At 64.3% G+C, this 26,949-nt stretch carries 29 protein-coding genes and 1 other RNA gene; 22 read left to right on the forward strand and 8 right to left on the reverse strand.

Annotation, left to right across the window (positions count from 1 at the left end; all coding sequences use genetic code 11):
* Positions 1–38 precede the first annotated feature (38 nt).
* Complete coding sequence (locus tag M0D43_RS04220; RefSeq protein WP_252163673.1) at positions 39–1,163, forward strand: alkene reductase; 1,125 nt, start codon at positions 39–41, stop codon at positions 1,161–1,163.
* A gap of 541 nt (positions 1,164–1,704) precedes the next feature.
* A complete protein-coding gene (locus M0D43_RS04225; RefSeq protein WP_260807987.1) occupies positions 1,705–1,836 on the forward strand; it encodes a hypothetical protein in 132 nt (43 codons plus the stop codon).
* An 80-nt stretch (positions 1,837–1,916) separates the two neighbouring features.
* Here M0D43_RS04225 and M0D43_RS04230 read toward each other — a convergent pair whose 3' ends face one another.
* Positions 1,917–2,252: a zinc ribbon domain-containing protein YjdM gene (locus M0D43_RS04230; RefSeq protein WP_252163674.1), complete on the reverse strand. Its 336-nt coding sequence runs from the start codon at positions 2,250–2,252 to the stop codon at positions 1,917–1,919.
* 96 nt (positions 2,253–2,348) lie between these two features.
* Between M0D43_RS04230 and M0D43_RS04235 the strand changes: the two genes are divergently transcribed.
* From M0D43_RS04235 to M0D43_RS04250, 4 genes are all read left to right on the forward strand, one after another.
* On the forward strand, positions 2,349–3,401 hold the full coding sequence (locus tag M0D43_RS04235; protein ID WP_252163675.1) for a cation diffusion facilitator family transporter: 1,053 nt from the start codon (positions 2,349–2,351) through the stop codon (positions 3,399–3,401).
* 337 nt (positions 3,402–3,738) lie between these two features.
* Complete coding sequence (locus M0D43_RS04240; protein WP_252163676.1) at positions 3,739–4,212, forward strand: FKBP-type peptidyl-prolyl cis-trans isomerase; 474 nt, start codon at positions 3,739–3,741, stop codon at positions 4,210–4,212.
* Positions 4,213–4,351: 139 nt separating this feature from the next.
* Positions 4,352–5,728, forward strand: a complete 1,377-nt coding sequence (locus tag M0D43_RS04245) for an Hsp70 family protein (protein WP_252163677.1) — start codon at positions 4,352–4,354, stop codon at positions 5,726–5,728.
* A 189-nt stretch (positions 5,729–5,917) separates the two neighbouring features.
* Positions 5,918–6,103 (forward strand): hypothetical protein, encoded by a 186-nt coding sequence (locus M0D43_RS04250; protein ID WP_010366034.1) that lies wholly within the window; start codon positions 5,918–5,920, stop codon positions 6,101–6,103.
* A gap of 168 nt (positions 6,104–6,271) precedes the next feature.
* Here M0D43_RS04250 and M0D43_RS04255 read toward each other — a convergent pair whose 3' ends face one another.
* Genes M0D43_RS04255 through M0D43_RS04265 form a run of 3 tightly spaced genes read right to left on the reverse strand, consistent with a single transcriptional unit; the run spans position 6,272 to position 8,246 of the window.
* On the reverse strand, positions 6,272–7,156 hold the full coding sequence (locus M0D43_RS04255) for a DUF4097 family beta strand repeat-containing protein (RefSeq protein ID WP_252163678.1): 885 nt from the start codon (positions 7,154–7,156) through the stop codon (positions 6,272–6,274).
* 11 nt (positions 7,157–7,167) lie between these two features.
* Complete coding sequence (locus tag M0D43_RS04260; RefSeq protein WP_252163679.1) at positions 7,168–7,695, reverse strand: hypothetical protein; 528 nt, start codon at positions 7,693–7,695, stop codon at positions 7,168–7,170.
* On the reverse strand, positions 7,692–8,246 hold the full coding sequence (locus M0D43_RS04265; protein ID WP_252163680.1) for an RNA polymerase sigma factor: 555 nt from the start codon (positions 8,244–8,246) through the stop codon (positions 7,692–7,694). The genes M0D43_RS04260 and M0D43_RS04265 overlap by 4 nt, the downstream gene beginning before the upstream one ends.
* A gap of 242 nt (positions 8,247–8,488) precedes the next feature.
* Between M0D43_RS04265 and M0D43_RS04270 the strand changes: the two genes are divergently transcribed.
* Entirely contained in the window at positions 8,489–9,088 is a 600-nt protein-coding gene (locus tag M0D43_RS04270) for a mechanosensitive ion channel domain-containing protein (RefSeq protein ID WP_252163681.1), read from the forward strand.
* A 185-nt stretch (positions 9,089–9,273) separates the two neighbouring features.
* On the opposite strand, the gene M0D43_RS04275 is transcribed toward M0D43_RS04270, so the two are convergent.
* Positions 9,274–9,540, reverse strand: coding sequence for a DksA/TraR family C4-type zinc finger protein (locus M0D43_RS04275; RefSeq protein WP_101363363.1), 267 nt, complete (start codon positions 9,538–9,540; stop codon positions 9,274–9,276).
* Positions 9,541–9,714: 174 nt separating this feature from the next.
* Here M0D43_RS04275 and M0D43_RS04280 point away from each other — a divergent pair, with 174 nt between their 5' ends.
* A complete protein-coding gene (locus M0D43_RS04280) occupies positions 9,715–9,969 on the forward strand; it encodes a DUF2789 domain-containing protein (protein ID WP_252163682.1) in 255 nt (84 codons plus the stop codon).
* A gap of 158 nt (positions 9,970–10,127) precedes the next feature.
* Here the strand turns inward: M0D43_RS04280 and M0D43_RS04285 are convergent, their stop codons facing one another.
* Positions 10,128–10,301, reverse strand: coding sequence for a DUF1328 domain-containing protein (locus tag M0D43_RS04285; RefSeq protein WP_003489471.1), 174 nt, complete (start codon positions 10,299–10,301; stop codon positions 10,128–10,130).
* 382 nt (positions 10,302–10,683) lie between these two features.
* Between M0D43_RS04285 and M0D43_RS04290 the strand changes: the two genes are divergently transcribed.
* Positions 10,684–11,184 carry a YgjP-like metallopeptidase domain-containing protein gene (locus M0D43_RS04290; RefSeq protein ID WP_252163683.1) on the forward strand — a complete coding sequence of 167 codons (501 nt, stop codon included), beginning with the start codon at positions 10,684–10,686 and terminating at the stop codon, positions 11,182–11,184.
* A gap of 85 nt (positions 11,185–11,269) precedes the next feature.
* A non-coding RNA gene (locus M0D43_RS04295) (sX9 sRNA) lies at positions 11,270–11,345 on the forward strand.
* Positions 11,346–11,349: 4 nt separating this feature from the next.
* Here M0D43_RS04295 and M0D43_RS04300 read toward each other — a convergent pair.
* Complete coding sequence (locus M0D43_RS04300; RefSeq protein ID WP_252163684.1) at positions 11,350–11,499, reverse strand: hypothetical protein; 150 nt, start codon at positions 11,497–11,499, stop codon at positions 11,350–11,352.
* 146 nt (positions 11,500–11,645) lie between these two features.
* Here M0D43_RS04300 and M0D43_RS04305 point away from each other — a divergent pair, with 146 nt between their 5' ends.
* Positions 11,646–12,746, forward strand: coding sequence for a Glu/Leu/Phe/Val dehydrogenase dimerization domain-containing protein (locus M0D43_RS04305; protein ID WP_101363366.1), 1,101 nt, complete (start codon positions 11,646–11,648; stop codon positions 12,744–12,746).
* Positions 12,747–12,807: 61 nt separating this feature from the next.
* Here the strand turns inward: M0D43_RS04305 and M0D43_RS04310 are convergent, their stop codons facing one another.
* Positions 12,808–15,642, reverse strand: a complete 2,835-nt coding sequence (locus tag M0D43_RS04310) for an autotransporter serine protease (RefSeq protein WP_260807988.1) — start codon at positions 15,640–15,642, stop codon at positions 12,808–12,810.
* A gap of 155 nt (positions 15,643–15,797) precedes the next feature.
* Between M0D43_RS04310 and M0D43_RS04315 the strand changes: the two genes are divergently transcribed.
* From M0D43_RS04315 to pdeM, 11 genes are all read left to right on the forward strand, one after another.
* Complete coding sequence (locus M0D43_RS04315; RefSeq protein ID WP_252163685.1) at positions 15,798–16,973, forward strand: thiolase family protein; 1,176 nt, start codon at positions 15,798–15,800, stop codon at positions 16,971–16,973.
* A gap of 122 nt (positions 16,974–17,095) precedes the next feature.
* Complete coding sequence (locus tag M0D43_RS04320; RefSeq protein ID WP_260808238.1) at positions 17,096–17,440, forward strand: hypothetical protein; 345 nt, start codon at positions 17,096–17,098, stop codon at positions 17,438–17,440.
* A gap of 229 nt (positions 17,441–17,669) precedes the next feature.
* Positions 17,670–17,996 carry an XAC1346 family secretion chaperone gene (locus M0D43_RS04325; RefSeq protein ID WP_101363369.1) on the forward strand — a complete coding sequence of 109 codons (327 nt, stop codon included), beginning with the start codon at positions 17,670–17,672 and terminating at the stop codon, positions 17,994–17,996.
* Positions 17,997–18,105: 109 nt separating this feature from the next.
* On the forward strand, positions 18,106–19,815 hold the full coding sequence (locus tag M0D43_RS04330) for a diguanylate cyclase (protein WP_260807989.1): 1,710 nt from the start codon (positions 18,106–18,108) through the stop codon (positions 19,813–19,815).
* Between the two features lie 97 nt (positions 19,816–19,912).
* Positions 19,913–20,470: a bactofilin family protein gene (locus M0D43_RS04335; protein WP_252163686.1), complete on the forward strand. Its 558-nt coding sequence runs from the start codon at positions 19,913–19,915 to the stop codon at positions 20,468–20,470.
* Positions 20,467–20,832: a hypothetical protein gene (locus M0D43_RS04340; RefSeq protein ID WP_101363372.1), complete on the forward strand. Its 366-nt coding sequence runs from the start codon at positions 20,467–20,469 to the stop codon at positions 20,830–20,832. The genes M0D43_RS04335 and M0D43_RS04340 overlap by 4 nt, the downstream gene beginning before the upstream one ends.
* 96 nt (positions 20,833–20,928) lie before the next feature.
* A complete protein-coding gene (locus M0D43_RS04345) occupies positions 20,929–21,951 on the forward strand; it encodes a ligase-associated DNA damage response exonuclease (protein ID WP_252163687.1) in 1,023 nt (340 codons plus the stop codon).
* On the forward strand, positions 21,948–22,172 hold the full coding sequence (locus M0D43_RS04350) for a hypothetical protein (RefSeq protein WP_252163688.1): 225 nt from the start codon (positions 21,948–21,950) through the stop codon (positions 22,170–22,172). Before M0D43_RS04345 ends, M0D43_RS04350 begins: the two co-directional genes overlap by 4 nt.
* Entirely contained in the window at positions 22,169–23,773 is a 1,605-nt protein-coding gene (locus M0D43_RS04355; RefSeq protein WP_252163689.1) for an ATP-dependent DNA ligase, read from the forward strand. The genes M0D43_RS04350 and M0D43_RS04355 overlap by 4 nt, the downstream gene beginning before the upstream one ends.
* The gene (locus tag M0D43_RS04360; protein ID WP_252163690.1) at positions 23,770–26,271 is read left to right on the forward strand and encodes a ligase-associated DNA damage response DEXH box helicase; all 2,502 of its coding nucleotides are present in this window, start codon (positions 23,770–23,772) and stop codon (positions 26,269–26,271) included. Before M0D43_RS04355 ends, M0D43_RS04360 begins: the two co-directional genes overlap by 4 nt.
* A complete protein-coding gene (gene pdeM, locus M0D43_RS04365) occupies positions 26,261–26,905 on the forward strand; it encodes a ligase-associated DNA damage response endonuclease PdeM (RefSeq protein ID WP_252163691.1) in 645 nt (214 codons plus the stop codon). The genes M0D43_RS04360 and pdeM overlap by 11 nt, the downstream gene beginning before the upstream one ends.
* Positions 26,906–26,949 lie beyond the last annotated feature (44 nt).

Genomic DNA, 26,949 nt, shown 5'->3' on the forward strand with positions numbered 1-26,949 from the left:
ATGGAGCACCGCGATCGGCGCGGCGTCGCGCCTGGCGCGTGATCAAATTCGATTGGTTGCTGATGTCCAAATCCACTGAATCCCCTTTGTTCTCCCCGGTGCGCCTGGGCGCGCTGGATCTTGCCAACCGCGTGATCATGGCCCCGCTGACGCGTAACCGCGCCGTCGCCGGCCAGGTGCCCTCGCCGCTCGCCGCGGAATACTACGGACAGCGCGCCACCGCCGGCCTGATTGTGGCCGAAGGCACCCAGATCAGTCCGCTAGGCCAGGGCTATCTGGATACGCCCGGCATCCACACCAAGGAACAGATCCAGGGCTGGCGCGCGGTCACTGACGAAGTGCATCGCCGTGGCGGCAAGATCGTGCTGCAGCTGTGGCATGTGGGCCGCGTTTCGCATACCAGCGTGCTGCCCCCGGGCGAAGTGCCGGTTGCGCCCAGCGCCATCCGCGCGGAAGGCAAGACCTTCACCAAGAACGGATTCGAGGACGTGTCCGAGCCGCGCGCACTGGCATTGGACGAAATCCCCGGCTTGATCGAGGACTACCGCATCGCGGCACGCAACGCGATCGATGCCGGCTTCGATGGTGTGGAAGTGCATGCGGCCAACGGCTACCTGCTCGACCAGTTCCTGCGCGAGAGCTCCAACAAGCGCACCGACGCCTACGGTGGCGATATCGAAAACCGCACTCGCCTGCTTGCCGAAGTGGTGCAGGCGATTGCGGACGAAATCGGTGCCGACCGCACCGGCGTGCGCTTGTCACCGGTGACCCCGGTGTATGGCGCGCACGATTCCGACCCGCAGCCGCTGTTCGAGCGTGCGGTCGAGCGCCTCAACCTGATCGGTGGGCTGGCCTTCGTGCACGTGATCGAAGGCGCGACCGGCGGGCCGCGCGACAACATCGCCTTCGACTACGCCGCACTGCGCGCCAAGTTCGATGGCGCCTGGATCGCCAACAACGGCTACGACCGCGGCATGTCCGAACACGCCATCAGCAGCGGCTATGCCGATGCGATCGCCTACGGACGCCCGTTCATCGCCAACCCGGATCTGGTACGTCGCCTGCGCGAGCATGCACCACTGACCGAACTCGACCAGGCAACGATGTACGGCGGCGGTGCCAAGGGTTACACCGACTACTCCGCATTGCCGGAATCTGCCTGATCAACCGCTGATCACGCGACCGCACCTGCCAGCCGGCACGGTGCGGTCGCGTGGGATAAGGCAGATGTACTGCATGCTTGCTGCTGCCGGGTACGCAGTTGCTTGCCTTGCACACAGGCCGCTTGCAGCGCCTTGCAAACTTGGCCTATGACATGCCCCTCAACGACCGCGAAGTAGACTGCTCTTGGCAGCCTACGCGCCGCGTCGCGTCGTTGGCTCTGCGCTTCTTGTTCTTTAAGTTTTTGCTAGTTGTCATGCGCGCCTGACACTCGTGGCCACTGCGACTGTGATCTTCACCGCAAAGCACCAGATCACCACACGCCATTTCGCCCCACCGTCGCGATTGCCGGCACTTCAGCGCTGGCCAATGATGCAGCAACCTCATTGCCAAGGATGTGCGTGGTGCGCCTGCGCGCTGCGGTTCTGCTCGGTAGCACGGTGTTTGGCTGTGGCTTGGCTGTGGCTTGCCTGCTGCATTGGCACAAGCGCAGCATTCAGCGGCGCCGAGCGCCGATTGCCTGGACGCACGCCAGGTGATGAATTGCATCAGGCCGACGCACGCACCCTGGCAGTTGCCGAGCACGATGGACGGCTATTTCGCCTGCAGTTGTCGCAGGACCGCCAGCAACTGGCCGCACAACCGGATGCCAGCGTGATAGCTGCAAACGGCTAGGTCTGCAACGGCGCACAGGCGTATGTCAGCACCGGCGCACGCACGCGCGCTCCTGGACAAGTCAGCTCACGCTTCGCGCATCACGCCTTGCGCAGAAAACAGGTCTTCAACACCAGACCCTTGATCTTTTCCGAGTTGCCTTCGATGTGCTCGGCATCGTCTTCGACCAGGCGGATATTGCGGATCGCCGTGCCCTGTTTGAGCGGAATCGAGGAACCTTTGACCTTGAGATCCTTGATCACGGTCACCGTATCGCCGGCCTGCAGCACGTTGCCGTTGCTGTCGCGCACCATCGTCGTGTTTGCGGCGGCATCGCCGGCGCTCCATTCGAAGCCACAGTCGGCGCAGATCGACATCACGCCGTCGAGATAGGTGTTCTCCAGACCGCATTGCGGACAGGCGGGGACGGTGGACATGCAATTCCTTGATCGAAGCGAGCGTGGATTGTAGCCGTCCGGCCGCGCGATCACGCACCCGGCACGGCGATGACGCGATAGTGCGGCGCTTGTCGAATGCCCCGCAGGTCGCGCGTGTCCCATCAGCCAGCCCCCACTCCCCCGCAAGCAACCGCAGGCTCCGGTAACGCCAAAGCTGCCGCCAGCGGCACAGGCAAGCCCAAAGGCTCGCACCTGGTGGTCTACGTGGCACTGGCCGGAAATCTGGCCATTGCCGTCGCCAAGTTCATTGCCGCCGGCATTTCCGGCAGCTCGGCGATGCTCAGCGAAGGCGTGCATTCGCTGGTGGACACCGTCAACGAAGTGCTGCTGTTGTATGGCCTGCGCCGCGCCGCGCAGCCGCCCACAGCCACCCATCCATTCGGTTACGGACGCGAGCTGTACTTCTGGAGCTTCATCGTCGCGCTGTTGGTGTTCGCGATGGGCGCTGGCGTCTCGCTGTACGAAGGCATCGTGCATTTGCGCAACCCGGAGCCGGCCAAGAGCCATCTGCTCGCCTATCTCGTGCTTGGCGTGTCGATCGTGTTCGAAGGGATCTCGTGGGTGGTGGCATTGCGCGAATTTCGCTCCAAAAAGGGACGCATGGGCTATTTTCAGGCGTTTCGTCAAAGCAAGGACCCAAGCACCTTCACCGTATTGCTGGAAGACAGCGCTGCGCTGATCGGTCTGCTGATGGCGCTGCTGGGTCTGGCCGGTGCGCAGCTATTCGACATGCCCGAACTCGACGGCATCGCCTCGATCGGCATTGCGGGGGTGCTGGCATTTACCGCCTTCTTGCTGGCGCGCGAAACCAAGGGCCTGCTGATCGGCGAACCGGCGCATGCGCATGTCACCGACTCGCTACTGCGCATCGCCGCCAGCGATCCGGACGTGCGTGCTGCCAATGGCGTACTCACCATGCAAATGGGGCCTAACCAAGTGGTGGCCGCATTGAGCGCCGAATTCGAAGACAGCCGCACCACGCCGCAAATCGAGGCCTGCGTCGGGCGGATCGAAGCCGCCGCCAAGCAGCAGCACCCCGAACTCACCGCCCTGTTCATCAAGCCGCAAACTCCGGAAACCTGGCGTGCACGGCGTGCGCAGATCGAGAGCGGCGCAAGCACGGAATAAGCGACGCAACGGCATTGCGGTAGCCATGTGTCCTGTGCACGTGCGTCGTCTTCAAGCATCCGGCGCGACATGGTCGAGCAGCCGTGCTGCCGCGAATGATCGATATAGCCGCGATTGGCGGCCGTGCTACATCACTTCTGCTGCTTATGCGGCCTGGCGTGCCCGCATAACGCATGCGTTTGTGACAATGACTCCACCAAACTGATCCTCGCCTCAACCGCGATCCCGGCTGCGGTTGCATGATCCAGTGCGATTGCCTACGGTGTGCGTGCAGCATCTGTTCGCATCGTGAATGAGCCGATGCATTCCCCTCGATCACCCGTCATGGAGGTTTCCAATGGAAATCAGCCAGGGTCGCGTTGCGACCATTCACTACACTCTTTCCAACGACAGCGGCCAGGTCATCGACCGCTCCACGCCCGATACGCCACTGAGCTACCTGCATGGCGTCGGCAACATCGTGCCCGGCCTGGAACAGGCGCTGGAAGGCAAGCGGCTGGGCGACACGCTCACTGCCGACGTGGTACCCGAACAGGGCTACGGCCCGCGCCACGAGCAACTCATCCAGCATGTGCCCCGCGATGCGTTTCCGACCGATGTCGACGTGGTACCAGGCGTGCAGTTCGAAGCGCGCACGCAGCAAGGTCCGGTCCTGGTCACCGTGACCGAAGTTGGCCCGGACCAGGTCACCGTGGACGGCAATCACCCGCTGGCCGGGCAAACCTTGCACTTTGCGGTGCAAGTGGTGGCGGTGCGCGAGGCCACCACTCAGGAACTGAACGACGGGCACGTGGCCGACCTGGCCGCCTGACCCAGCGTGCGCCGCACGCCTGCACGGGTGCGGCGAGGCTATGCCGTGCTTCGGTATTCACGCAAGCCTGGTTGACGGTCTCGACGGCCGGTACTGTCGCCGTAGTAAAGTGCGCGGCCCGCTCTCCAGGTCTGTCTGCATGAAACTCGGCATCGACTTCGGTACCAGCAACTCTGCCGCCGCGGCGATCGTCGATGGGCAGGTAGCGCCGGTGCGTTTCGGCGAGGCCTTGCAGTTCCGCACGACGGTGTACTTCCCGCAGACCATGCGCGACCCGGACGACTTCAGCCTCACGCCGGCGCTGGAATACGAAGTGGAGCGGCTCATTGACTCGGGCCGCCGCGATGCAGTGGCGGCCGGCCGTACCCCCAACAACGACAGCCTGCGCCGCGATGCGATCCGTATCGTGCGGCGGCAATGGATGGAAGAGCAGGTGCGCGAGCCACGCAGCTCCGCCGCTCTGCTGCAAAACGCGGTTTATGGCGACGAGGCGCTGGACGCCTATTTTCTCGAAGGCGAAGGTAGCTTGGTGCAAAGCCCCAAGTCGATGCTCGGCTATAACCTGCATCCGCGCGCACGCCAGACCATTACCGGCATCGCCACGCATGTGCTGGAGCACATCCGGCTGACTGCCTCGCGCCAGTTCGACATCAATATCCGTCACGCCACCCTGGGCCGCCCGGTGCAATTTCGCAGCTCGATCGGTGAGGCCGGTAACGCGCAGGCACTGGAAATCCTGCAGACCGCCGCGATCGCGGCCGGTTTTGACGGCGTGGATTTTCTCGAAGAACCTGCAGCCGCCGCGATGCATTACCACGTCAGTCACGATAGCCGCCACGACACCGTGGTGGTGGATATCGGTGGCGGCACCACCGACGTTGCGCATGCCAGCGTCGGCGGCAGCGCTGCGCCGCAGGTGCACCGTGCCTGGGGTATTGCGCGCGGCGGTACCGATATCGATCTGGCGCTGAGCCTGGCCGCCTACATGCCGCTGTTCGGCCGCGGCATCACCCGCGTACCGACCCACCATTACGTCGAGGCAGCGATGGTGCAGGACATGACCCGCCAGCGCGAATTCCGTCTACACAAGTACCAGGACGTTCCGGCCCCCTTCGACAAGCGGCTGCAGGCCTTGCAGGACACCGGCAACACCGCACGTCTGTACCGCGGCGTAGAGGCCTGCAAGATCGCGCTCAGCGAGCTCGACCAGCACCGAGCGTCACTGGACTTCATCGAACGCGGTCTGGGCGTGGACGTGCAAGCGCACGCGCTGGTTGCGTCCGCTTCCAACTACCTTGGCGAACTAGAAAGCCTGCTGGCGCAGGTGCGCGCCGATATGCCGACCGCGCCGGCGACGGTGTTCCTCACCGGCGGCATGTCGCGCGCCGGTTATATCCGCGACACCGTGGCTGCCGCGTTCCCGGAATCACGCTTGGTGCATGGCGATCCGTCCTTCGGCGTGGTCCAGGGCCTGGCCTGGGCGGCCGCACAGGACGCCCGTCCGTCCGGCGCTTAACACACTCGGGGACCAGACTCCTTATAATGCAAGGTTGCTGCTTGACGCCCCGCCGTCTTGTCTGCAACGGCACGTACCCTGTGCCACCGCGATTGCGCACCGAACGCCGTCGCACTCTCGACACCGCTTCCGCGCGCGCCACCCTAGCCGCACGCGGTGTCACCGCACTTCCCCGCTACAGGAGGCCACATGGCACGCCCCGCGACCAAGCAGAAATCCCAGCCCAGCATCGCTCGCAGCGAAGGTAAGTCGCAGCCGCTCAGTCGTGAACGTATCGCTGCCGACATCGCCGCGTTCCGCAAGACCGGCGGCCGGATCGAAGTGCTCACCACCAACTTCGGCCCGGCACGCAACGACGGCGACAAGATCGCTTAAGCAGCGAACGACACGCTGCAAATGGCCGTCAGGCAGGTGTGGATTCCCAACCCCTGCCGCGTTCACTGGCCATTGCGCCGCAGTGGTGTGAGCCGCTGTTGCGTGTTGCCGCAAAGCTGGATTGTTGTACCAACGTGCCACCGCAAGGTGGCACGTTTGTTTCCGGGCTTAGTTGGTGTAATCGATTCGCACAGAGCCCGAATGCGACTCCAGTTTGACATCGCCATTGCCGGACCCCATCGTCGCCTTGAGATGCTTTCCAGGGCCGTCTTCCGGCCGTTCTACCCTGCCGGCGACCGAGTGGATATCGCCGCTGAAGACATCCACATCCAGCGCTGCCGACAAATTGCGCGGCACCCCCAGCGTAATCGTGCCACTGACACTCTCCGCCGCAATGCTGCCGCCCGGCGCCAGTCCTGCAACGGTGACCGCGGTCGTTCCGGACACGCTCTGCGTGCGCAATTGCGATACCTGGCCGGCACCGATGCGGATATCACCGGAGACGGACTCGATTGCCACCACGCCGCTGGCGCCTGCCGGTGCGTTGAGCTGCCCGCTCACCGTGCCCAATGTCATCCGTCCGCTACTCACTGTGCTGCGCAACGCGCCACTTACCGTTTCCAGCTGCGCCTCCTTGGCGCGCCCGGCAGCAACCACACCGCCACTGACCGATTTGAGCTGCAGGCGCGCCAGATCGACCTGATCGACATCCACCCCTGCGCTCACCGCATCCACCTGCAGCACCGCGCCGCGCGGCACCCGCAACTCCAGTTCGGCGCCCTTGCTGTTGCGGCTATTGCGTGGGTAGATCACCTCGAACTGCAGCCGGTTGGAGCTTTCGTCCACCTGCAGCCGTTGGCCTTCGCCCAGGCTGCCGGTCAACGCCACCTCATCGCGATCCCAGCCGCGCACGCGAATGCTGCCGGCGATGTTCTCCAACTCCACGCGTCCGCCGCGTGCCAGCGGATGACTTTGCTTGACCGCAGTTTGCGCCACTGCGGGCACAGCGCAGAAGGCTGCCAGCAATAGCAGGGAAAGATGGGCATAACGCATGGAGTTGCTCCTCAGCTTGGAAAGGATGCCTCGCCTTCGCAGGCCAGACGGGTCAATTGCAATCGCTTCGCGTAGGCGCGTTGCAATTGCGACAATAAAAATGCCGAACGTGGGCTCTGCACGATGGCGGCATGGATGGCCTGCGCGCTGCGATCCAGCTCATCGAGTGCCGGCAGTAGATCGGCGGGTACCTGCTGCACCGGCACCTCGGCGATGGCCTGCCGGTAATGCTCAGCCATCGCCTGTGCTTGCGTCACCAGCGCCGGTTGCGCTGCGGCTGGCGACGGCGCCTGTCGATCAATCCCGGGTGCGATGGCGACGAGCGCCACTGCCGCGGCCAGCGCCAGCCCCGCTGCCGGCAGGATCCAGCCGCGCCGACGTAGCGGCACCAATGCAACCACATTGGACCGGTCCGTCAACGCAGGCGCGATACGCTCCCATATCTGCGACGGTGGCTGGCGCTGCGACGGGAGTGCCTGCAACTGCGCGAGCAGAGCGGCATCGTCTTCCTGGTCACGATCGTGCTGGGTGTGATTCATGCGTTTTCTCCAAGCCATGCACGCAGCAAGCCACGTGCGCGATGCAGGTGTGCTTTTGAACTGCCAACCGCCATGCGCAGTTCGTCGGCAATTTCCTGATGTTTCCAGCCTTCGAGGTCGTGCAGCACCAGCACGGCGCGCGCACGCGGCGGCAGCGCTTCCAGGGCGCGCTCCAGGTCCATGCGTGTCGATTGGCAGCCACTGGTGCCGGCAACTTCCGCGAGCATGTCGCCGTCGGCATCGTCAACACTGTGATCACTGGATGCCGAGCGCGCGCGTAGCTCCATCAATGCAGTATTGACCGCCAGGCGATATAGCCAGGTACCCAGCGCGCTCTGAAAACGGAACTGCGGTAATGCCTTCCATGCAGCGACGAAGGTGTCCTGCAGCACGTCATCGGCGCGTGCTGCGTTGCTGCCGCACAGGCGCCACACCAGCGCATACAGGCGTGGTGCGTGACGGCGATAAATCGCCTCATAGGCAGCGCGGTCTCCCCGTGCCGCCATACGCGCCAACGTCACGGTCGTCGGAGCTTTGGCTGGATGGGGCATCGATGGGCACGGGGATGTCGAGCATACCTACTTGGATGTCTCGGGCGACGCAAAGGTTTAGACCTGACCGGAATTTTTTTGGGCTGCGATCGAAGCCGGCTTCCGAAGGGAAATGCACCCCAGATCGCGCGCGTATTTCAGCATTGCCAGCATCCGCAGATGAGTCTGTATTTACCCTGCGCACCTACAGCGCAAGGGACGCCCCGCTACAATGAATGCCCCTTTCGACCCTGCATGATGCGATGTCCGCGCCCGACGCCTTGCCCGCCATGATCCGCAGCCTGTTACCCCAATGGAATCCGGAGTGGCTGGCGATTGCGGTACCAACGGTCAAGATCGTGCTGATTCTGGCTGTTGCCGCGTTGGCACGGCTGCTGCTACGGCAACTGCTGCGGCGCTTGTGTACGCGTTACAGCGTGCCCGCCGAAATGACGATCGGCATCCGCCGTGTAGGGAGCTTCGTCATTTCGGTCAGCGCCTTGTTGATGGCGCTCCGGGTCATCGGCGTCAGGGCAGACACCCTGTGGACTGCATTTACCGGGTTTGCAGCCGTCGGCGCGGTCGCGTTCTTCGCTGCTTGGAGTGTGCTATCCAATATTTTCTGCACATTCCTGATCATCACCACGCGCCCATTTCGGCTGCACGATCACATCGAGCTACTTGAAGGCGGCGACAAGCCGGGCTTGAAGGGACGCGTGATCGATATCAACGTGATCTACACCACGCTGGAAGAGACCGGCGACCGTGCCGGCAGCGTGTTGCAGGTACCCAATAGCCTGTTTTTCCAGCGCACCACGCGCCGCTGGCGCGAGACCAGCAACTTCAACGCCAACCAGACATAGGCGACAAGGCGTTGCTTGCAGAGGCCAGTTCGCCACTGGCGAACGCCAATCACGACGACGCGACCAAGCGGTAGAACCTGAGAACACAGCGCGCGCCATTGCAGCGCCCGCTTGTTACGGTGATGCCGCGTTTACGGGGAGAGAGGCCGCGCTACTTGCAGCACTGGAAAGTCAGCATCAGCCAGTCAACGTAGCTGACTATCCTTGCTGCCACGACGGTTGTAGCCGCCTTGAGCCCCCTGTTCCAGGTCGTGGGCTTCCTGGCAGTTCACGCACAGGTGCACCCCGGGCACTGCCTTGCGGCGCGCCTCGGGAATCGGTGCCTCGCAGTCTTCGCAGTGCGTCAAACTTGGGCCCTGATGCAGCTGGCTGCGCGCACGCTTGATCGCATCGTCGACTGTGGCATCGATCTGGTCCTGTACCGCTCCATCACCCGCCCATCCGGTCGCCATGATCACTACACCTCGCTGGTCCAGACACGTAGATGGTCATTCGCGCAGGCAAATCCAAGCCGCATGTGCACAGTACGCTCAAGCTGGGTGATCTAGCATTCAACTCAGCGCCACTTGCCGGCACGTGCGGCAAGTGGCCAGGCACTCAGTCATCCGCACTCTCAAGGAACTGCAATGGAACAGCCCGTCCACCCGTTTTCCGAACTATTCGCCCAGCTGGGCCTGCCCTCCGACGAAGCCAGCATTGGCAACTTCATCGCAGAGCACTCTCCGCTGCCGGGCGATATGCGCCTGGAAGAGGCGCCGTTCTGGACAGCTGCGCAATCCCAGCTGTTGCGTGAAGAGCGCCTCGACGATGCCGACTGGATCGTGACCATCGATCAGCTGAATATCGCTCTCCATACGACGGCAGACACGACTGGCGTCTGAGCACTGAGTCTGCATGCGCAAATCACGCTTGAGATCGCCTGCGGCGGACATGCTTGTTGGCTGATTCGCGGAACAAAAAAGAGCGGCCATGGGCCGCTCCTTTCGATGGTGGGTAAGCAGCTAGGCAGCGAAGCGCGTGCCCGGCGGCGCGCCCTGCGTCAGGTCACTTTCTTGGCGATCGTCATGCCCAGCACGAAGAGCACGATGGCAATGATGATGCCCGCCCAGAACAGGAACTTGGCGATACCCATCGCAGCGCCGGCCATGCCGCCGAAGCCCAGCGCACCGGCAATCAAGCCGATAATCGCGAAAATGATGGCCCACTTGATCATGATGTTGTCTCCTCATCGGCACCGTGCCGTTGTTCGATCGTGTGCTTGCGACGCAGCGCCGCAAAACATGCACCGCACGCTACCGATTGGAATGTGCCGCATTCGTGAATACGCCTGACACACGCTGCCATACATGCGCTACGTTCAGAGGGCGATCGCCACCGGGATATGACCGCACATGCGTCGTGGAAAGGTCATCACAGCGCGGCAATGTGCAGTCCATGTTCACCTCAACACCCGATCACGACAGATGCTCCCTCCTGCCATGCATCGATGTGCAGCGAGCATGCACTGCCCGTTCGTCGTCAATCAGTTGCACCGGTGAAGTCGCCAGCCGCTATCGCATCGGCGATCATGCGTGCTTCGCCCGCGATCGATCGCCATGGACACTCTTCGCTACCTCACCGGCTATCCGCCTGCTGTCCTGGAGCAGGTTCGCGAGTTGATCGCACAAGACAAACTCGCCACCGTGCTGGCGCGGCGCTATCCGGACCGGCACGCGATCCGCACCGACCGTCATCTCTATGAGTACGTCAAGGCGATGAAGGAGCGCTACCTGCGCTCATCGCCTACCTTGCATAAGGCGATGTACGACAACCATCTACATGTGGTGAAGCATGCCCTCGGCACGCATACGGCGATTTCGCGTGTGCACGGCGGCCGCTTGAAGGCCAGCCGCGAGATCCGCATCGCCTCCGTGTTTCGAGACGCGCCGGAACCGTTCTTGCAGATGATCGTGGCGCACGAACTGGCGCATCTGAAGGAAGCCGATCACAACAAGGCCTTCTATCAGCTCTGCAACCACATGACTCCGGACTACCACCAGCTGGAATTCGACCTGCGCCTGTATCTGACGCAGTTGGCCCTGTCTGCCGATAGCTGATCGTGCAGTACACGTGCCAGGCGTAGAGCGGCTAACAAACCGACGACTCAGCCCCAGGCGGGCGCGGTCGGTGCTCGGAATCGGCATGTGCCACGCGCACATTGCGGTTCCTGCGCGCCGTCTGCACCCGCCTGACGGCTGCTCGCGACGCCTTGTCAGCCACGCCTAGGATGCGCGCATGCAGCCCGCTTTTCTTGCGGATCGCACCTTCGCCGTCCCGCGCCAGCCGCCGGCCTGCCGGTCACGACTGTCCGCAAATGGTTGGAAACGCTGTTGTTCCGGCAGCAGCGCACCGGGATTGGTGAACAGATTCATACACACCGCCCCGCCGACGTGGTTTAAAATGTTGCAGCGCGACGTGATCGGACAGGATCTGTAAACGTCGCGTTTTTTGTTTCCCACTGCACGGGTGCATACCCGGCTTCAGGGAAGGCACATCACGCAGCCCCGCGGAGCCTTCGATGCTTTTCGAAACCCTCGATACCACCGGCCACGAGCAGGTGATTTTCTGTCACAACCGCGACGCCGGACTCAAGGCGATCATCGCCTTGCACAGCACGCGCCTTGGGCCAGCGTTGGGTGGTGTGCGCATGCGCCCCTATCCCAATAGCGAGGCGGCGCTCAACGACGCGCTGCGGCTCAGCCGCACCATGACCTACAAGAACGCCCTGGCCGGCCTGAACGTCGGCGGCGGTAAGGCGGTGATCATCGGCGACCCCAGGACCGACAAGACCGAGGCGCTGTTCCGCGCCTTCGGCCGGTTTGTCGACACCCTGGGTGGGCGCTACATCACCTCCGAGGACGTCGGCACCGACGTCAACGACATGGAACAGATCTACCTGGAGAGCGAGTACGTCACCGGCGTGCACCAGGTGCACCGCGGCTCCGGCGACCCGGCCCCGTTTACCGCCTACGGTGCGCTCCAGGCGCTGATGGCCTCGCTCAATCGCAAACTTGGCCACGAGGAAGTCGGCAAGGCCAGCATCGCGATCCAGGGACTGGGCCATATCGGCATGGAGCTGGTCAAGCTGCTCAAGGAGCGCGGCGCAAAACTCTACGTGGCCGACCTGAATCAGGCGCTGGTGGACCGTGCGGTGGCCGAATACGGCGCAGAAGCGGTACGCCCGGATGAAATCCATCAGGTCCCGGCCGACGTGTTTGCCCCCTGCGCGCTGGAAGGCGCCATCAACGAAGACACGCTGCCGCAGCTCAAGGCAAAGATCATCTGCGGCACGGCCAATAACCAGCTGGCCAGCGCAGCCATCGGCGAAGAGCTGCATCGGCGCGGCATTTTGTATGCGCCCGATTACGTGGTGAATGCCGGAGGGGTGATGAATGTGTCGCTGGAGATCGACGGCTACAACCGCGAACGTGCGATGCGGCTGATCCGCAGCATCTATCACAACCTGGAAAAGGTCTTCGATCTCTCCACGCAGCTGGACGTTTCGCCGCAGCAGGCGGCTGATCAGATGGCCGAAGCGCGCATCGAGGCCATCAGCAAGCTCAAACTGCCGCTGGGCCGCACCGCACCGCGCTTTTTGCACAAGCTGCGCGGCGAGTGAAGCCCTGTCCAGGCATGCTGCCTGGACAGGGAAGACATGGATCAGACAGATAACGCGCCGATCAGAAATCGGCGCTGTAACGCAGGCTCAACGCGCGATCGTCGCCGCGCTCGCCCACCCGCTGGTCATAACCAAAACGCAGCTGGCTCTGCTGACCCAACGGCGCTGCCGCAGTGATCCCGAACAGTCCGCCCGAGCGTGCCGGCTGCATGCCACGCAATGGCGCCCACGCGTCCACACCGACGAAGCTGGCATCCAGCATCAAGCCGTCGCTGCTCAGCGCTTGCTGCCATTCGGCGTAACCGCCCAACTGGATACCGCGCCAGCGATACACCGAGCGCACACCGGCAAGCGCCTGCGTGCGCGAGGACGTGCTCGCGTTGGCACGCAAGCCGAAACCATCGCCGCCGCTTTCGCGGAAGCCATCGCTGCGCAAACGCACATAATCCAAACCCATATACGGGGTCAGGCTTGCATGCGCACCGCCCCAACGGTACCCGGTTTCCAGAGTGCTACTGAGATACGTGCCGCTGTAGTCGCTGAAGGCGCTGCTGCGGTCTTCGCCCAGTTGCAGGCTGCGCTCAATCTGCCGATTGACGTTGCCAAAACCCATCTGGCCCAGCGTGTACGCGGCACCCAACGTCGTGCCCCAGTACAGCTGCGCCTGCACCTGACGATCGCGCCCGCGTGCCCCATCCAGATCGCCCAGGCTGCTCGAGCGCGTTTCGCCGAATGCAAAACCGGTCACCGCACCCGACGCTAGCCGCAGATCGTTGCCCATCATCCAGCCGGACGTGGCGAAGCCCGAGGTGGTCGCACCGCCCTCGCCCGGCCCGCCAAGTGCGCGCTGCCAGTTACCCAACAGGCGCGGCTGTTGCGACAGACCATCGAAATGCGCTGCCAATGCGCGGCGGCCCAAATCGATGGTGTCGAAGGTCATCGCGGCAGATTCCGCGTGCGCACGGCCAGACAGACTGCGCAGCGAGTCTGCAGCGGCCTTGGCGGTTGGCGATTGCTGCAGCGCAGCTGCGGCGCGAATGAAGTCGCCGCTGAGGGCACCATTGCCCTGGAATTGCTGCGCATCGACCTTCTGGAACGCCTGCTCGACGCGAATGGCCGCATCCATCGATGCGGTGCCGATCGCGCCAAGCGATGCGGCGACCGCAGTGACATCCATGCGCTGCAGCGAGACATACGCGGTATTGGCGTCGTAGCTGCGTGTCGCGGTCAGAAAGGTCACGGCCGGACCGCTGCTCAGCGTATCGAAGGTGCCTTGCAGGCCATTGGTCGCTTGCAGCACTGCGTAGGTCGTGTTGTTGACGACGTAATCGCGCCTGCCGAGCAGTTGCAGGTCGCCTGCGATGGTCGCCGTCCCGGCGACATTCAAACGGTCGCCCACGTTCACTGCCAGGCGCCCGTTACTGGCCTGGGTGTAATTGCCGGTCATGGACGCGGTCGCGCCATTGACCTGCAACGTGCCGGCGTTATCAACCTGCCCGCCGATCCGGCCGGCGCCGACCAGGCTCGCACCATTGGCGATGCTCACACGCGCACTCTGCAAACTGGCGGTCTGCAAGGTGCCAGCGAGTACCTGGGTATCGCCGGTGAAGGTATTGGCCGTGCTGCTCAATACCAACGTGCCGGTGCCGCGCTTGGTCAGGCCGCCGGTGCCGCTGATGTCGTTGGCCCAGGTCGAACGCAAGGTGGTGACGTTGACATCCACCGTGCCCCAATCGAAGCGTGCCGGCCCCAGCACTGCCTTGCCGACATTGAGCAACCCATAGCCGAATACCGGGTCCACGCCCGCAGCACCCAGATCAGTGGCGGTTCCCAGCAAGGTCTGGCGCACCAGATCGTTGTTGAAATACGGGAATGCCTGCCATACCAAGGCAGCCGCACCAGAGACTAGCGGCGCCGCGAACGAAGTGCCGCTGCCATAGAAATAACGGATGTTGCCAGCGGTAGCGTCGGGATCGATGAACAGCGAGGTGCCCGGCGCGACCAGGCAATAGCGCATCGCCACACCACAGGCATTGGAGTACGACGCCAGCTGCCTCGGGTTGGCGGTATCCACTGCACCGACCACCAACCAGCCGCGCTCCAGATCGGCCGCCGGCAGCGTTCCATTCGGGCCGGGCTGACTGGGCAGCGCCGCAGTATCCGACGGCTGCGAGCGCGACTCATTGCCCGACGCGAACACCACCAACCCATTATTACTGAGAATGAAAGGGCGGTATTCCTGCGCAATCTGATTGGTCACCGTCGGGTCGTTCCAATACAGCCCGCCCCACGAATTGTTCATGATGCGCACGCCTGCACTGATCAGATCGGCATGCACCGGCCCCAGACCAAGCGGGCCATCGACCTCGTTGCCATCGCCGCTACCGTCGTCTACCGGTGCGCGGTCGCTGATGATGCGTGCAGACACCAGACCGGCGCCGGGGGCGATACCGCCGGGCCACTGACCAACCGCACGTCCGGCCGCCAGCTCGGCCACGACGGTACCGTGCCCGACCACATCGCCCACAGCGGTGTTGTTGGTCCGCGGATCGACATAGATGAAGCTGTCGCTGACGCGTCCCTGCAACGCCGGATGATTGGCATTGATGCCGGTATCGATCACCCCGATGCGATACCCGGCACCGGTAAAGCCGAGCGCTTGCGCTGCACGCGCGTTGGTCAATGCGAGGTGCGCATCGATCGCCGGCTCTGGAGTCGTTGGCGTCGTCACCGGCGGCGGCGGTGAGGTTGGCGGCGGCGGCGGTGGCGAGGTCGGCGGCGGTGCGGCCGGGGTGCTTTGACGGACAATGCCCCCGCCCCCACCGCCGCCGCATGCGGTCAATGCAACAGCCAGCGCCGAGGCCAGCACAGTCCTGGCGACGTCTTTTTTCTTCATTGGTGTTCTCCCCGAACCCATTCCATGGATGGGGCCCAATCGGGCCCGAATAACGCTTTGCTTACTTTAATCGGAAAGCCCGCGCGCGGAGTGCGTGTGCTAGCGCGCCGCGGCCATGAGGCAGATAATCGTTTCACTTTAAACGGTATCTGCTCATGTCCGACATCGTCATCGTTGCTGCCAAACGTACTGCCATCGGCTCGTTCCTCGGTCAATTCAATGGAGTGCCGGCTCCCACTCTGGCCGCCGCCGCCATCCAGGGCGCGCTCGCGCAGTCGGGCATTGCGCCGGCCGATGTGTCCGAAGTCATCGTCGGCTGCGTGCTGCCGGCCAATCTCGGCCAGGCACCGGCGCGTCAGGCCGCGATCGCGGCAGGCATCCCCACCTCGACTGGCGCTACCACCATCAACAAGGTCTGCGGCTCGGGCATGAAGGCGATCATGTTCGGACACGACCTGATCAAGGCCGGCTCAGCCAGCATCGTGGTGGCCGGCGGCATGGAATCTATGAGCAATGCGCCGCATCTGCTGCCTAACTCGCGTACCGGCAACCGCTATGGCAATTTCCAGGCAGTCGATCACATGGCCTGGGATGGCCTGACCAACCCGTACGATGGCCAGGCAATGGGCGTGTTCGGCGAGGCCACTGCCGAAACATTCGGCTTCAGCCGTGCCGACCAGGATGCGTTCGCCATCGCATCGGTGGAACGCGCGCAGGCCGCGCAGCGCAGCGGCGCGTTTGCCGACGAAATCGTTCCGGTGACGGTGGCCACGCGCAAGGGCGAGGTCGTCGTCGACAGCGATGAGCAGCCGGGCAAATCCGACGTGGCCAAGATTCCGACCTTGAAGCCGGCCTTCAAGAAAGACGGCAGCGTGACCGCAGCAAGTTCCTCCAGCATTTCCGATGGCGCAGCGATCACCGTGCTGATGCGCGCAGACGACGCGCAACGCCGCGGCGTGACGCCGTTGGCGCGCATCGTCGGCCATGTCACCCACTCTCAGGAACCCGAGTGGTTCACCACCGCGCCGGTCGCTGCGATCCAATCGCTGGTCGGCAAGATCGGCTGGCAATTGGACGACGTGGATCTGTTTGAAATCAACGAAGCATTCGCCGTCGTGGCGATGACGCCGATCAAGCAACTGGGCATCGCGCACGACAAGGTCAACGTGCATGGTGGTGCGTGCGCATTGGGTCATCCGATCGGTGCCTCGGGCGCGCGCTTGGTGGTGACATTGGTGAACGCGTTGCGCAGCCGCGGAGGCAAGCGCGGAATCGCGACGCTATGCATTGGTGGTGGCGAAGCGACTGCCATCGCTATCGAATTGATTTAATTGTCTTTAACGGCGATTTTGCAAAACTGAATGCGCGTGCGCTTGACACTCGTCTTGTGGCCGTCATCATGTCGGGGGCGCGCAATAGCGCGTTGCCTAATCTAACGACGAGGATTGAAACAATGACCATTAACAAGCTGCTGATCGCAATGGCTCTGGGCCTGGCCCTGACCGCTTGCTCGAAGCCGCCGGAACAGGCTCAGGACGCTGCTGCTTCGGCTAACGAAGCTGCTGCCGACGCGCAGACCGCTGCTGACCAGGCTGCTGCCTCGGGCTCGCAGTCGGCTGACGCCGCTCAGTCTGCTGCCAACACCGCCGCTGCTTCGGCCGACACCGCTGCTGACGCTGCCCAGGCCGCTTCCGGCGCCGCGACCGACGCTGCTGCCGGCCAGGCTGCTGACGCTGCCAAGACGGCTGAAGACACCGCCAAGGCTGCTAAGGACACCGCAGAAGAAGCCAAGAAGTAATCACTTCTTGACTCCAAGCGAGTTCGGAAAAAGCCGCTGGTTTCCAGCGGCTTTTTCTTTGCCTGTAATTCAAGCGCTGCAGGCTGCACCCACCGACAAGAAGACGAGCGACACGCAAGACTGCATCTCCCTACCCGGCGGCTGAATGGCCCGCCGCGCATTGACGCAGGCTGCATCGGCCCCTGCCTAAGCTCCGGCTTCCACCACCGGAACAGGAACAGGACCACCCATGAAGACGATCCGCATGCTGTCGTTGAGCGCCATTGCCGCCCTTACTCTTGCTGCCTGCCAGGGCCCGGATGCCGAGCAGGCCCGCCGCGATGCCGCGTCTGCCGCCAAGCACGCCGCCGCCGCGACCGAACAGGCAGCCGACCGCGCCGCGGTAGAGGCCAAGGCCGCGACTGCCGATGCACGCGTGGCTGCACGCGAATTGGCCGCCGACGCCAGCCGCGCCACCGCCAATGCGGCCGATGCCACCGCCGACAAGACGCGCGAAATGGCCAACAAGGCCGAGCAGAACGCCGACAAGCACGACGCCGATCACACGCAGCACTGAATCCGGATACCTTCTGCAGCATCCCGCAACGCGCCGGCCGTGCGCCGGCGCGCTTCTATCTGCCAACGGGTCTCTCGTGTTGTCGAGGCCGGCAGGCTAGCATTCGCATATGGCCTCCTCTTTTACATCGCGCCGGCGCAACCAGCTGGCGCTGATCTTCTCCGCGCTGATTTTTGTCGTCATCGGAATCGGCATCTTCGTCGGTGCCCGTCGTTCACTGGCCGATGCCGCGCTGGTATCGCATACCCACGAGGTGATCGGCCGTGTCGACGAGATCCAGGCACGCGTGCTCGATGCCGAATCCGCACAGCGCGGCTTCCTGCTCACCGGCAACGACGCCTACCTGCTGAACTACCAGACCAGCGTCGAACGTCTGCCGATCCTGCTCGACAATCTGCGCCGCCTGATCGTCGACAACCCTGCACAGGAACAGCACCTGGCGCAGTTGCGACAGCTGGTAGAAACCCGCCTACGGCAGATTCAGCACGTGCTCGACGTCTATGCGCGAGGTGGCCTGGAGCCGGCACGTGCTGACATCCGACAGAGCGCCTTCCGCACCACCAGCGCGATCCGCGAGCAGGCGCTGACGATGGTGCAGCGCGAGCAGGAACTGCTGGCGCAGCGCGCTGAAAGCAGTGGCCAAAGTGCCAATCTATTGCTTGCGCTGGCGTTGGCCGGCATTCCATTCGGGCTGATGGTGGTCGGCATGGTCTATGCGCTGTTGATGCGCGAACTGCGCCACCGTGCGCAGGCCGAACAACTGGCCGCACAGGCCAATCGCGAGCTGGGCGAGAGCATCGACGCGCTGCAGCGTAGTACTGCGGATCTCAATCTGCTCAGCCGGTACACCGGCCTACTGCAGAGCTGCATCAGCGCCGAAGAAGCGCTGATGGTCAGCAGCCGGACCCTGGCCAGCCTGCTGCCGGGCGTGGCGGGAAGCGTGTACTTGCTGCGTGCCTCGCAGGACCGTGCCGAGGCGATCAGCCACTGGGGCGAGCCGCTGGTGCAGAGCGCGCCGCATCTGTTGCCGGAACAGTGCTGGGCGCTGCGCCGCGGCCAACCGCACATCATCGAAGACCTGGGCCGGGATGCGCTATGTGCGCACATCGAAGAGCTCCCTGGCGATGCATCCGTCACCACCGCGTGCTTGCCGATGTCGGCGCAAGGCACCCAGCTCGGGTTTTTGTTCCTGTCTGCGGCCGGTCCAGGCCCGATGCCGCGGCTGGAAATCGCCGAGGCAGCAGCCGAGCAGTTGTCGTTGGCGCTGAGCAACCTGCGCCTGCGCGAATCGCTGCGCCGGCAGTCAATCCGCGATGCGCTGACCGGACTGTATAACCGCCGCTATCTGGAAGAATCGCTCAGCCACGAACTAGCGCGCTGCGCGCGGCGTGGCCTGCCGTTGTCGGTCTTGATGCTGGACGTGGACCATTTCAAGCAATTCAATGACAGCCAGGGCCATGCCGGCGGCGACCTGTTGCTGGCGGCAGTGGGCGAATTGTTGATCACTCGCTTGCGCGCCGAAGATGTGGCCTGCCGCTACGGCGGCGAGGAATTCACCGTGATTCTTCCTGAAGCCGATGGCGAGGAAGCCATGCGCGTGGCCGAGCAGATCCGCGGCTACATCGCTGCGCTGGCGGTCAGCGACGGTGCGCACTCGTTGCCGAAGGTCACTGCCTCGATCGGGGTGGCCAGCTTCCCGGCCGATGGCGAACAGGGCGCGAGCCTGATCCAGAGAGCCGATGCAGCGTTGTATCTCGCCAAGCACCGCGGACGCAATCGGGTGGAGCGACACGGCGCCGTCAGGGACACGGTAGGCTGAGCACGCACAGCGTCCATCGCGGATTGAGTAATTGGTCACACAAAAGATCTAGTTGCGCGGCGATAGTCGGCGTTGACCCCTAAAGCGAGGCAGTCCGATGTCGATGTGGCGCGATCAAGGTCCCAACAAGAAAGACAACGTTCCGGTCACCCCCGAGGTTCCCGCTGCGGATGGGCGGCTGTTCACTGCCGAGGCCAGCCCGGCGCCGCCGGTACTCGCCGCTGCCCCGCCCAGCGTCGCACCGACGGCTACGGCACCGCAGCGTCACAGCGAGGCGAAAGAGTCGCTGATCGCTGCCGACATCAGCATCGAAGGCAAGATCGAAGGCGCTGGCCATGTGCGCCTGGCCGGCCGCTTCAAGGGCGATGTCAACGTCAAGGGCGATCTGACCATCGAACGCGGTGCCAAGCTCAACGGTGGCGTGCGCGCCAACAAGGTGATCATTGCCGGCGAACTCGAGGGCAATATCGAATCTGCCGCACAAGTCGAGCTGCAGACCTCCGGCGTATTGGTCGGCGACGTCAAGGCCGGCAGTCTCACGGTGGCATCGGGTGCGCGCATGCGCGGCCAGGCCGATTTCGGTTGGGGCGATGATGGCAGCAAGCCGCTCACCGCCACCAAGCCAGTGGCCAGCGGAGACAGCGACGCCACATGAGTGCACTCCGCCCGGGCACGCCCGGTGCCACGCGCAGCTGCCCGCATTGCAAGGCGACGATTCTGGAAAGCGCCAGTGTCTGCCCTGCCTGCAAGCACCACCTGCGCTTCGATTCGGCGGCTGCGCAACACGCGCAGCCGGCGCCGATCGTGCCGCTCAAGGTCGACGGCACCATCCGTCACCCGCCCGATGGCGATCCGTGGGAATACACCGTGGTGGTGGTGGTACGTAACGGCAAGGGCGAGGAGATCCGCCGACACGTCGTCGATGTCGGCGCGATGCACGGTGGCGAAGAACGCGGCTTCACCCTGGCGGTGGAAGCGACCGCGGTGCGCTCGTCTGGGCGGCGCACGCGGCATTAGGGTGCCCGCAGCCTGCGGACGTTTGTTGCACGAACGTGGTGTCGCACGCCATTCCCATTCTCAGGATCTGCACACCGGCTTGGCCAGAGTTGCCGCATGGGCAACGGCAACGACGAGACCTCTCAAACACGCGGCGATCTGGTGGTGCTCGGGCCTGAGGGCCTGTACTGCCCGCAAGGCGATTTCCATATCGACCCATGGCGGCCGGTGCGGCGTGCGGTGATCACGCATGGTCACGGCGATCACGCCCGCAGCGGCATGGGCGAATACCACTGCACGCGCGAAAGCCTGTCCATCCTGCAATGGCGCCTGGGCGAGCAGGTTTATCACACGCATGCCGACGGCGAGGCGTTTCAACTTGGGCGTGCGCGCGTGTCGCTGCATCCGGCCGGACACGTGTTGGGGTCGGCGCAGGTGCGCATCGAAATGGATGGCGAGGTCTGGGTTGCCTCGGGCGACTACAAGCGCCAGCCGGATCCCACCTGCAAGCCGTTCGAGGTGGTGCCCTGCGACACCTTCATCACCGAGGCGACCTTCGGCCTGCCGGTGTATCGCTGGCCGGACACTTCGGACGTTGCTGCCGATATCGCTGCCTGGCGCCGCGAATGCGCCGAACGCGGCGAAGCGGCCATTCTGTATTGCTATGCGTTAGGTAAGGCGCAACGCGTCCTGGCCGAACTACGCGCATGGGAAACGCAGCCGGCATTGCTGCACGGTGCGGTCGCGGTGGGCGTGGAGGTCTATCGTCAGGCCGGCATTCCGATGCTGGAGACACAACCGGTCAGCGAGCATGCGCGGGGCGCCGACTATGCAGGGCAACTCGTCATCGCACCGCCATCGGCGGCCGGCAGCGCCTGGATCCGTCGTTTCCGCAGCGCGCAACAAGGCTTCGCTTCCGGTTGGATGCGCATCCGCGGCAATCGGCGTCGGCGCAATTACGACCGTGGTTTTGTCGTCTCCGACCACGCCGACTGGCCGGACCTGCTGCGCACCATCGAAGAGACCGGCGCGCAGCGCGTCATCGCCACCCATGGCAATACCGACGCATTGATCCAACACCTGCGGGAACGCGGCGTCGCAGCGGAAGCCTTCCGCACTGATTTCGGAGCCGAGGAATGAACCCGCTGCCCGCACGCCGTTATGTCCGCGCGCGTCCGCGCATTCGCCTGAGCGGTGCGCTCGCCTTCCGACCTCATGCATTGGCGTTTTGCGTACATCGCAACGCACCGGCAGCCACGGTCGGTCCACCGCAGCCACAGCGGCGCCAACGCGTGCTTGCCGCGTTTACCCGACGCGCACTGGAGCTGCGTGCAGCCGACCGGTGCGCAACGCTGCCATGAAGCGCTTCGCGGCGTTGTACCGCACTCTAGACCGTAGCACCGGCACGCTCGACAAGCGTGCCGCGCTGGTGGCGTATTTTCGCGATGCGCCGGCGCTGGATGCGGCGTGGGCGCTGTATCTGCTGGCCGGTGGCAAGGTGGCGAGCGCGCGCATGCGCATTGCCAGCAGCGGCGAATTGCGTGAGTGGATCACCGACACTGCCGGTATCGACGCATGGCTGGTGGCCGACAGCTACGACCATGTCGGCGATCTGGCCGAAACCCTGGCCCTGCTGCTAGACGATCCGGTCACCGAAGCGGCCGATCTGCCATTGGCCGAGTGGATCGAACAGCGCCTGCTGCCGATCGCCAACCAGGACGTGGAAGTGCGCAAGGCCTGCATCGTGCAGGCGTGGCGCAGCCTGGCCTTCGACGAGCGCCTGGTGTTCAACAAGCTGCTCACCGGCGCGCTACGCGTGGGCGTGTCGCAGCGACTTGTGCAGCAGGCGTTGGCCGAGTTGTCCGGCGTCGATATCGCGCGCATTGCGCAGCGCATGCTCGGCAGTTGGCGGCCGCATCCAACCTATCTTGCAGACCTGCTGACCAGCGAAGACCTGCCTGGCGACCGCCAGCAACCCTACCCGTTCTTTCTGGCATCGCCGCTAGAGGCCGAGGTCGAAACGCTGGGCGCCATCACCGACTGGCTGCTGGAATGGAAATGGGACGGCATTCGCCTGCAGCTGATTCGCCGTGCAGGCGAAGCGGCCTTGTGGTCGCGCGGCGAAGAACGCCTGGACGGACGTTTCCCCGAGATCGAACACGCTGCGCTGCAGTTGCCCGATGGCACTGTCATCGATGGCGAGCTGCTGGCCTGGCAACCGGAACAGCCCTTGCCCATGCCATTTACTGCATTGCAGACGCGCATCCAGCGCCTCAAGCCCGGACCCAAAACCTTGGCCGCCGCACCCGCGCGCGTGCTGGCCTACGACCTGTTGGAACTGGATGGCGAAGATCTGCGCGAGCGCCCATTACACGTACGGCGCGCACTGCTGGAAGGCGTGCTTTCCACCCTTGCAGATCCGCGCATCGTCGCCTCGCCGCTGGTGCAGGTCAGCGATTGGCAGGCCGCAGCGCAGGTCCGCGTGGAGGCTCGCGAACGCGGCGTGGAAGGGCTGATGCTCAAGCGTGCCAGTTCGGTCTATCAATCCGGCCGCCGGCGTGGCGATTGGTGGAAATGGAAGATCGACCCGCTCACCATCGACGCCGTGCTGCTGTACGCGCAGGCTGGTCATGGCCGACGCAGCACGCTCTACACCGACTACACCTTCGGGCTGTGGCACGAAGGCCAACTGGTGCCGATCGCCAAGGCGTATTCGGGCCTGGACGACAAGGAAATCCTGCAGTTGGATCGCTGGATCCGCGCCAACACCACCGAGCGCTTCGGCCCGGTGCGCGCAGTCACCGCGCAGCATGTCTTTGAACTGGGCTTTGAAGCGGTGAACCGGAGCGCGCGGCATAAGTCCGGCATTGCAGTGCGCTTCCCGCGCATCCTGCGCTGGCGCCAGGACAAGCCGATGGCTGAAGCCGATCACCTGAGCAGCTTGCAGGCACTGGCGCGGTGAGCGCCACACAGCAGACACACGGCACGCCGTTGCAGCAATGGCGTGCCTGGTTCGCGCAGCGCGACTGGACACCGCTGCCGTTTCAACGCGATGTGTGGAAGCGCTATCTCGATGGCGAATCCGGCCTGCTGCACACGCCCACTGGCAGCGGCAAGACGCTGGCGGCATTCGGCGGGCCATTGCTGGAAGCACTGGCCGCGCGCGGGCGCACGCCACCGATCAAACAAGGCAAACCCGCTTCGCCTGCGCGCCGCCAGCAGCAACGCAATCTGCAAGTGTTGTGGATCACGCCATTGCGTGCATTGGCCGCAGACACCGCACGCGCGCTGCGCGAGCCGGTGGACGCATTGGGGCTGGACTGGCAGGTGGGCTTGCGCACCGGCGATGCCAGCGCACGCGACAAGCGGCTGGCACGCAGCGGCAAGCTCGATGTGCTGGTCACCACGCCCGAATCGCTTGCCTTGCTGTTGTCGTATCCGGACACCGCGCCACAACTGTCGGCGCTGCGCTGCGTCATCGTCGACGAATGGCACGAGCTACTTGGCAACAAACGCGGCGTGCTGCTGCAGCTGTGTCTTGCGCGCTTGCGCGGATGGACGCCGCAGTTGCGCATCTGGGGGTTGTCGGCAACGCTGGGTAATTTGTCGCAGGCGCGCGATGTGCTGCTGCCGCATCGCCCCGAGGCGACGCTGGTCTGCGGCGTCAAGCCGCGCACGATGACGCTGGAAACCTTGTTGCCGGAAAGTGGCGAGCGCTTCCCGTGGGCGGGCCATCTTGGCCTGGCGCAACTGGCGCGCGTGCTGCAGAAGATCATGCAACAGCGTACCAGCCTGGTGTTTACCAACACGCGCGCGCAGGCCGAGTTGTGGCATCAAGCCTTGAGTGCGGTATGGCCGGACGATCCGGCCACGCTCGCACTGCATCACGGCTCGCTGGATCCAGCGCTACGCGCAGCCGCCGAACGCGGGCTGGCCGACGGCAGCCTGCGCTGCGTGGTGGCCACCTCCAGCCTGGATCTGGGCGTCGACTTCCCTGCCGTGGATCAAGTGCTGCAGGTCGGCAGTCCCAAGGGAATCGCGCGCCTGTTGCAACGCGCCGGGCGTGCGCGTCATCGTCCAGGCGAATCCGGGCACGTGGTGTGCGTGCCCTCGCATGCACTGGAATTGGTCGAATACGCCGCTGCGCGCCGCGCGCTGGTGCACGGTCATATCGAAGCGCGGCCACCACCGCGTTTGTCGCTGGACGTGCTGGCACAACACTGCGTCACGCTCGCCCTCGGTGGCGGCTTCCATGCCGACGCGTTGTTCGACGAAGTGCGCGGCACCGATGCATTCGCCGCCCTGGAAAAAACCACCTGGAACGCGGTGCTGGACTTCATCGTGCAAGGTGGCAGTGCCTTGGCGCATTACCCGGATTTCCACAAGGTGGTCCGCGACGACGACGGCTTGTACCGCGTGATCGACCGGCGCGTCGCGCTTCGGCATCGGCTGTCCATCGGTACGATCACCAGCGACGGCAGCGTGCGCGTGCAGTTCCTGCGCGGCGGGCGGCTGGGTGCGGTGGAAGAACAATTCATCGGTCGCCTGCGCCGCGGCGATCGCTTCCAGTTTGCCGGCCGCTTGCTGGAGCTGGTGCGCCTGGAAGACATGACCGCCTACGTGCGCGTGGCCAAAGGCGGCAGTGGCGTGGTGCCGAAATGGATGGGCGGGCGCATGCCGTTGTCGTCGGCGCTGGGCAGCGAGGTGGAAGCGGTGTTCGCCGATCCCGCCGGTGCGCCGGAGATGCAGGCCTTGGCGCCGTTGCTGCGGTTGCAGGCGTCGCTGTCTTCGTTGCCGGGGACGGATCATCTGCTGGTGGAAAGCATCAAGGCGCGCGATGGTCGGCATGTGTTCGTGTATCCATTCGCCGGCCGGCAGGTCAATGAGGGACTGGCGGCGTTGCTCGCGGCACGTTGGGGCCGACGCCAACGCAATACCTTCAGCTTCGCGGCCAACGACTATGGCTTTGTGCTGTCGCCGGCGCAGGATGTCGAGATCGATACCGATGTGCTGCAGACCTTGTTGTCGCCGGTGAACCTGTTCGACGATCTGCGCGACAGCCTCAATCTTGGCGAGCTGGCGCGCCGGCAGTTTCGTGAGATTGCGCGTGTGGCCGGGCTGTTGTCGCCATCGTTGCCCGGCCGGGCGCCGCGCAGCCTGCGTCAGCTGCAGGCCTCCAGCGGCTTGCTGTACGACGTATTGCAGCGCTTCGACCCCGATCATTTGCTGCTTGCACAAGCCGAACGCGAAGTGTTCGAAGGCCAGCTAGAACTGGCGCGGCTTGCGCATGCGCTGGAAGATTGCGCGCGCCGCGAGTTGCGCCTGTGCAAACCACGCAGCCTCACTCCGTTGTCGTTTCCGCTCTGGGCCGAACGCGTGCGTGGGCAGCTGAGTACCGAAGACTGGAAGGCGCGCGTATTGCGCGCTGCCGAACAACTGGAGCGCAAGCATGGGCGATAGCGTGCAGCTGCAGCTGGCTGGCGAAACCGTGGAATTGCTCGGCGAACGCGCGTTGTATCGGCCGGCACAACGTGCGCTGTTGATCGCCGATCTGCACCTGGGCAAGGCCGACGTATTCCGACGTGCCGGCATCGGCCTGCCAGCCGGCGGAACCGCGCATGATCTGGAGCGGCTGGATGCGTTGCTGGAACAACGCGATGTGCAGGTGCTATGGATTTTGGGCGACCTGCTGCACGGCCCGGCACCACGCGCCGCCTGGCATCGGCGCTGGAGCGCATGGCGCGAGCAGCATGACGCGTTGCGCCTGATCGCCATCCGCGGCAATCACGACCGTGCACTGGCCGGTGCGGATCTGCAGATCGAAGCCGCTGGCGAACAGGTCGAAGATGGCCCCTTCGTGCTGCGTCACGATCCGTTGCCGCACCCCAATCGCCACGTGCTGTGCGGGCATCTGCATCCATTGGCCAAGTTGCCCGGGCTGTCGCGGCGCTGGCCGGCGTTCTGGTTACGCGAACGCGTCACCATCCTGCCGGCGTTCTCGCAGTTCACCGCAGGCATCGTGCCGACGCTGACAGAAGGCGAGCGCCTGGTTGCCTGCGTGGAAGGCGATGCAATGGCCTTGCCGGTGCGTTAGCCAGCGCCGAAACCGCGCCGGCCGACGCTGCGGCCAAGCACTGC

Source organism: Xanthomonas prunicola (assembly GCF_025266575.1).
Classification (GTDB): Bacteria; Pseudomonadota; Gammaproteobacteria; order Xanthomonadales; family Xanthomonadaceae; genus Xanthomonas; species Xanthomonas prunicola.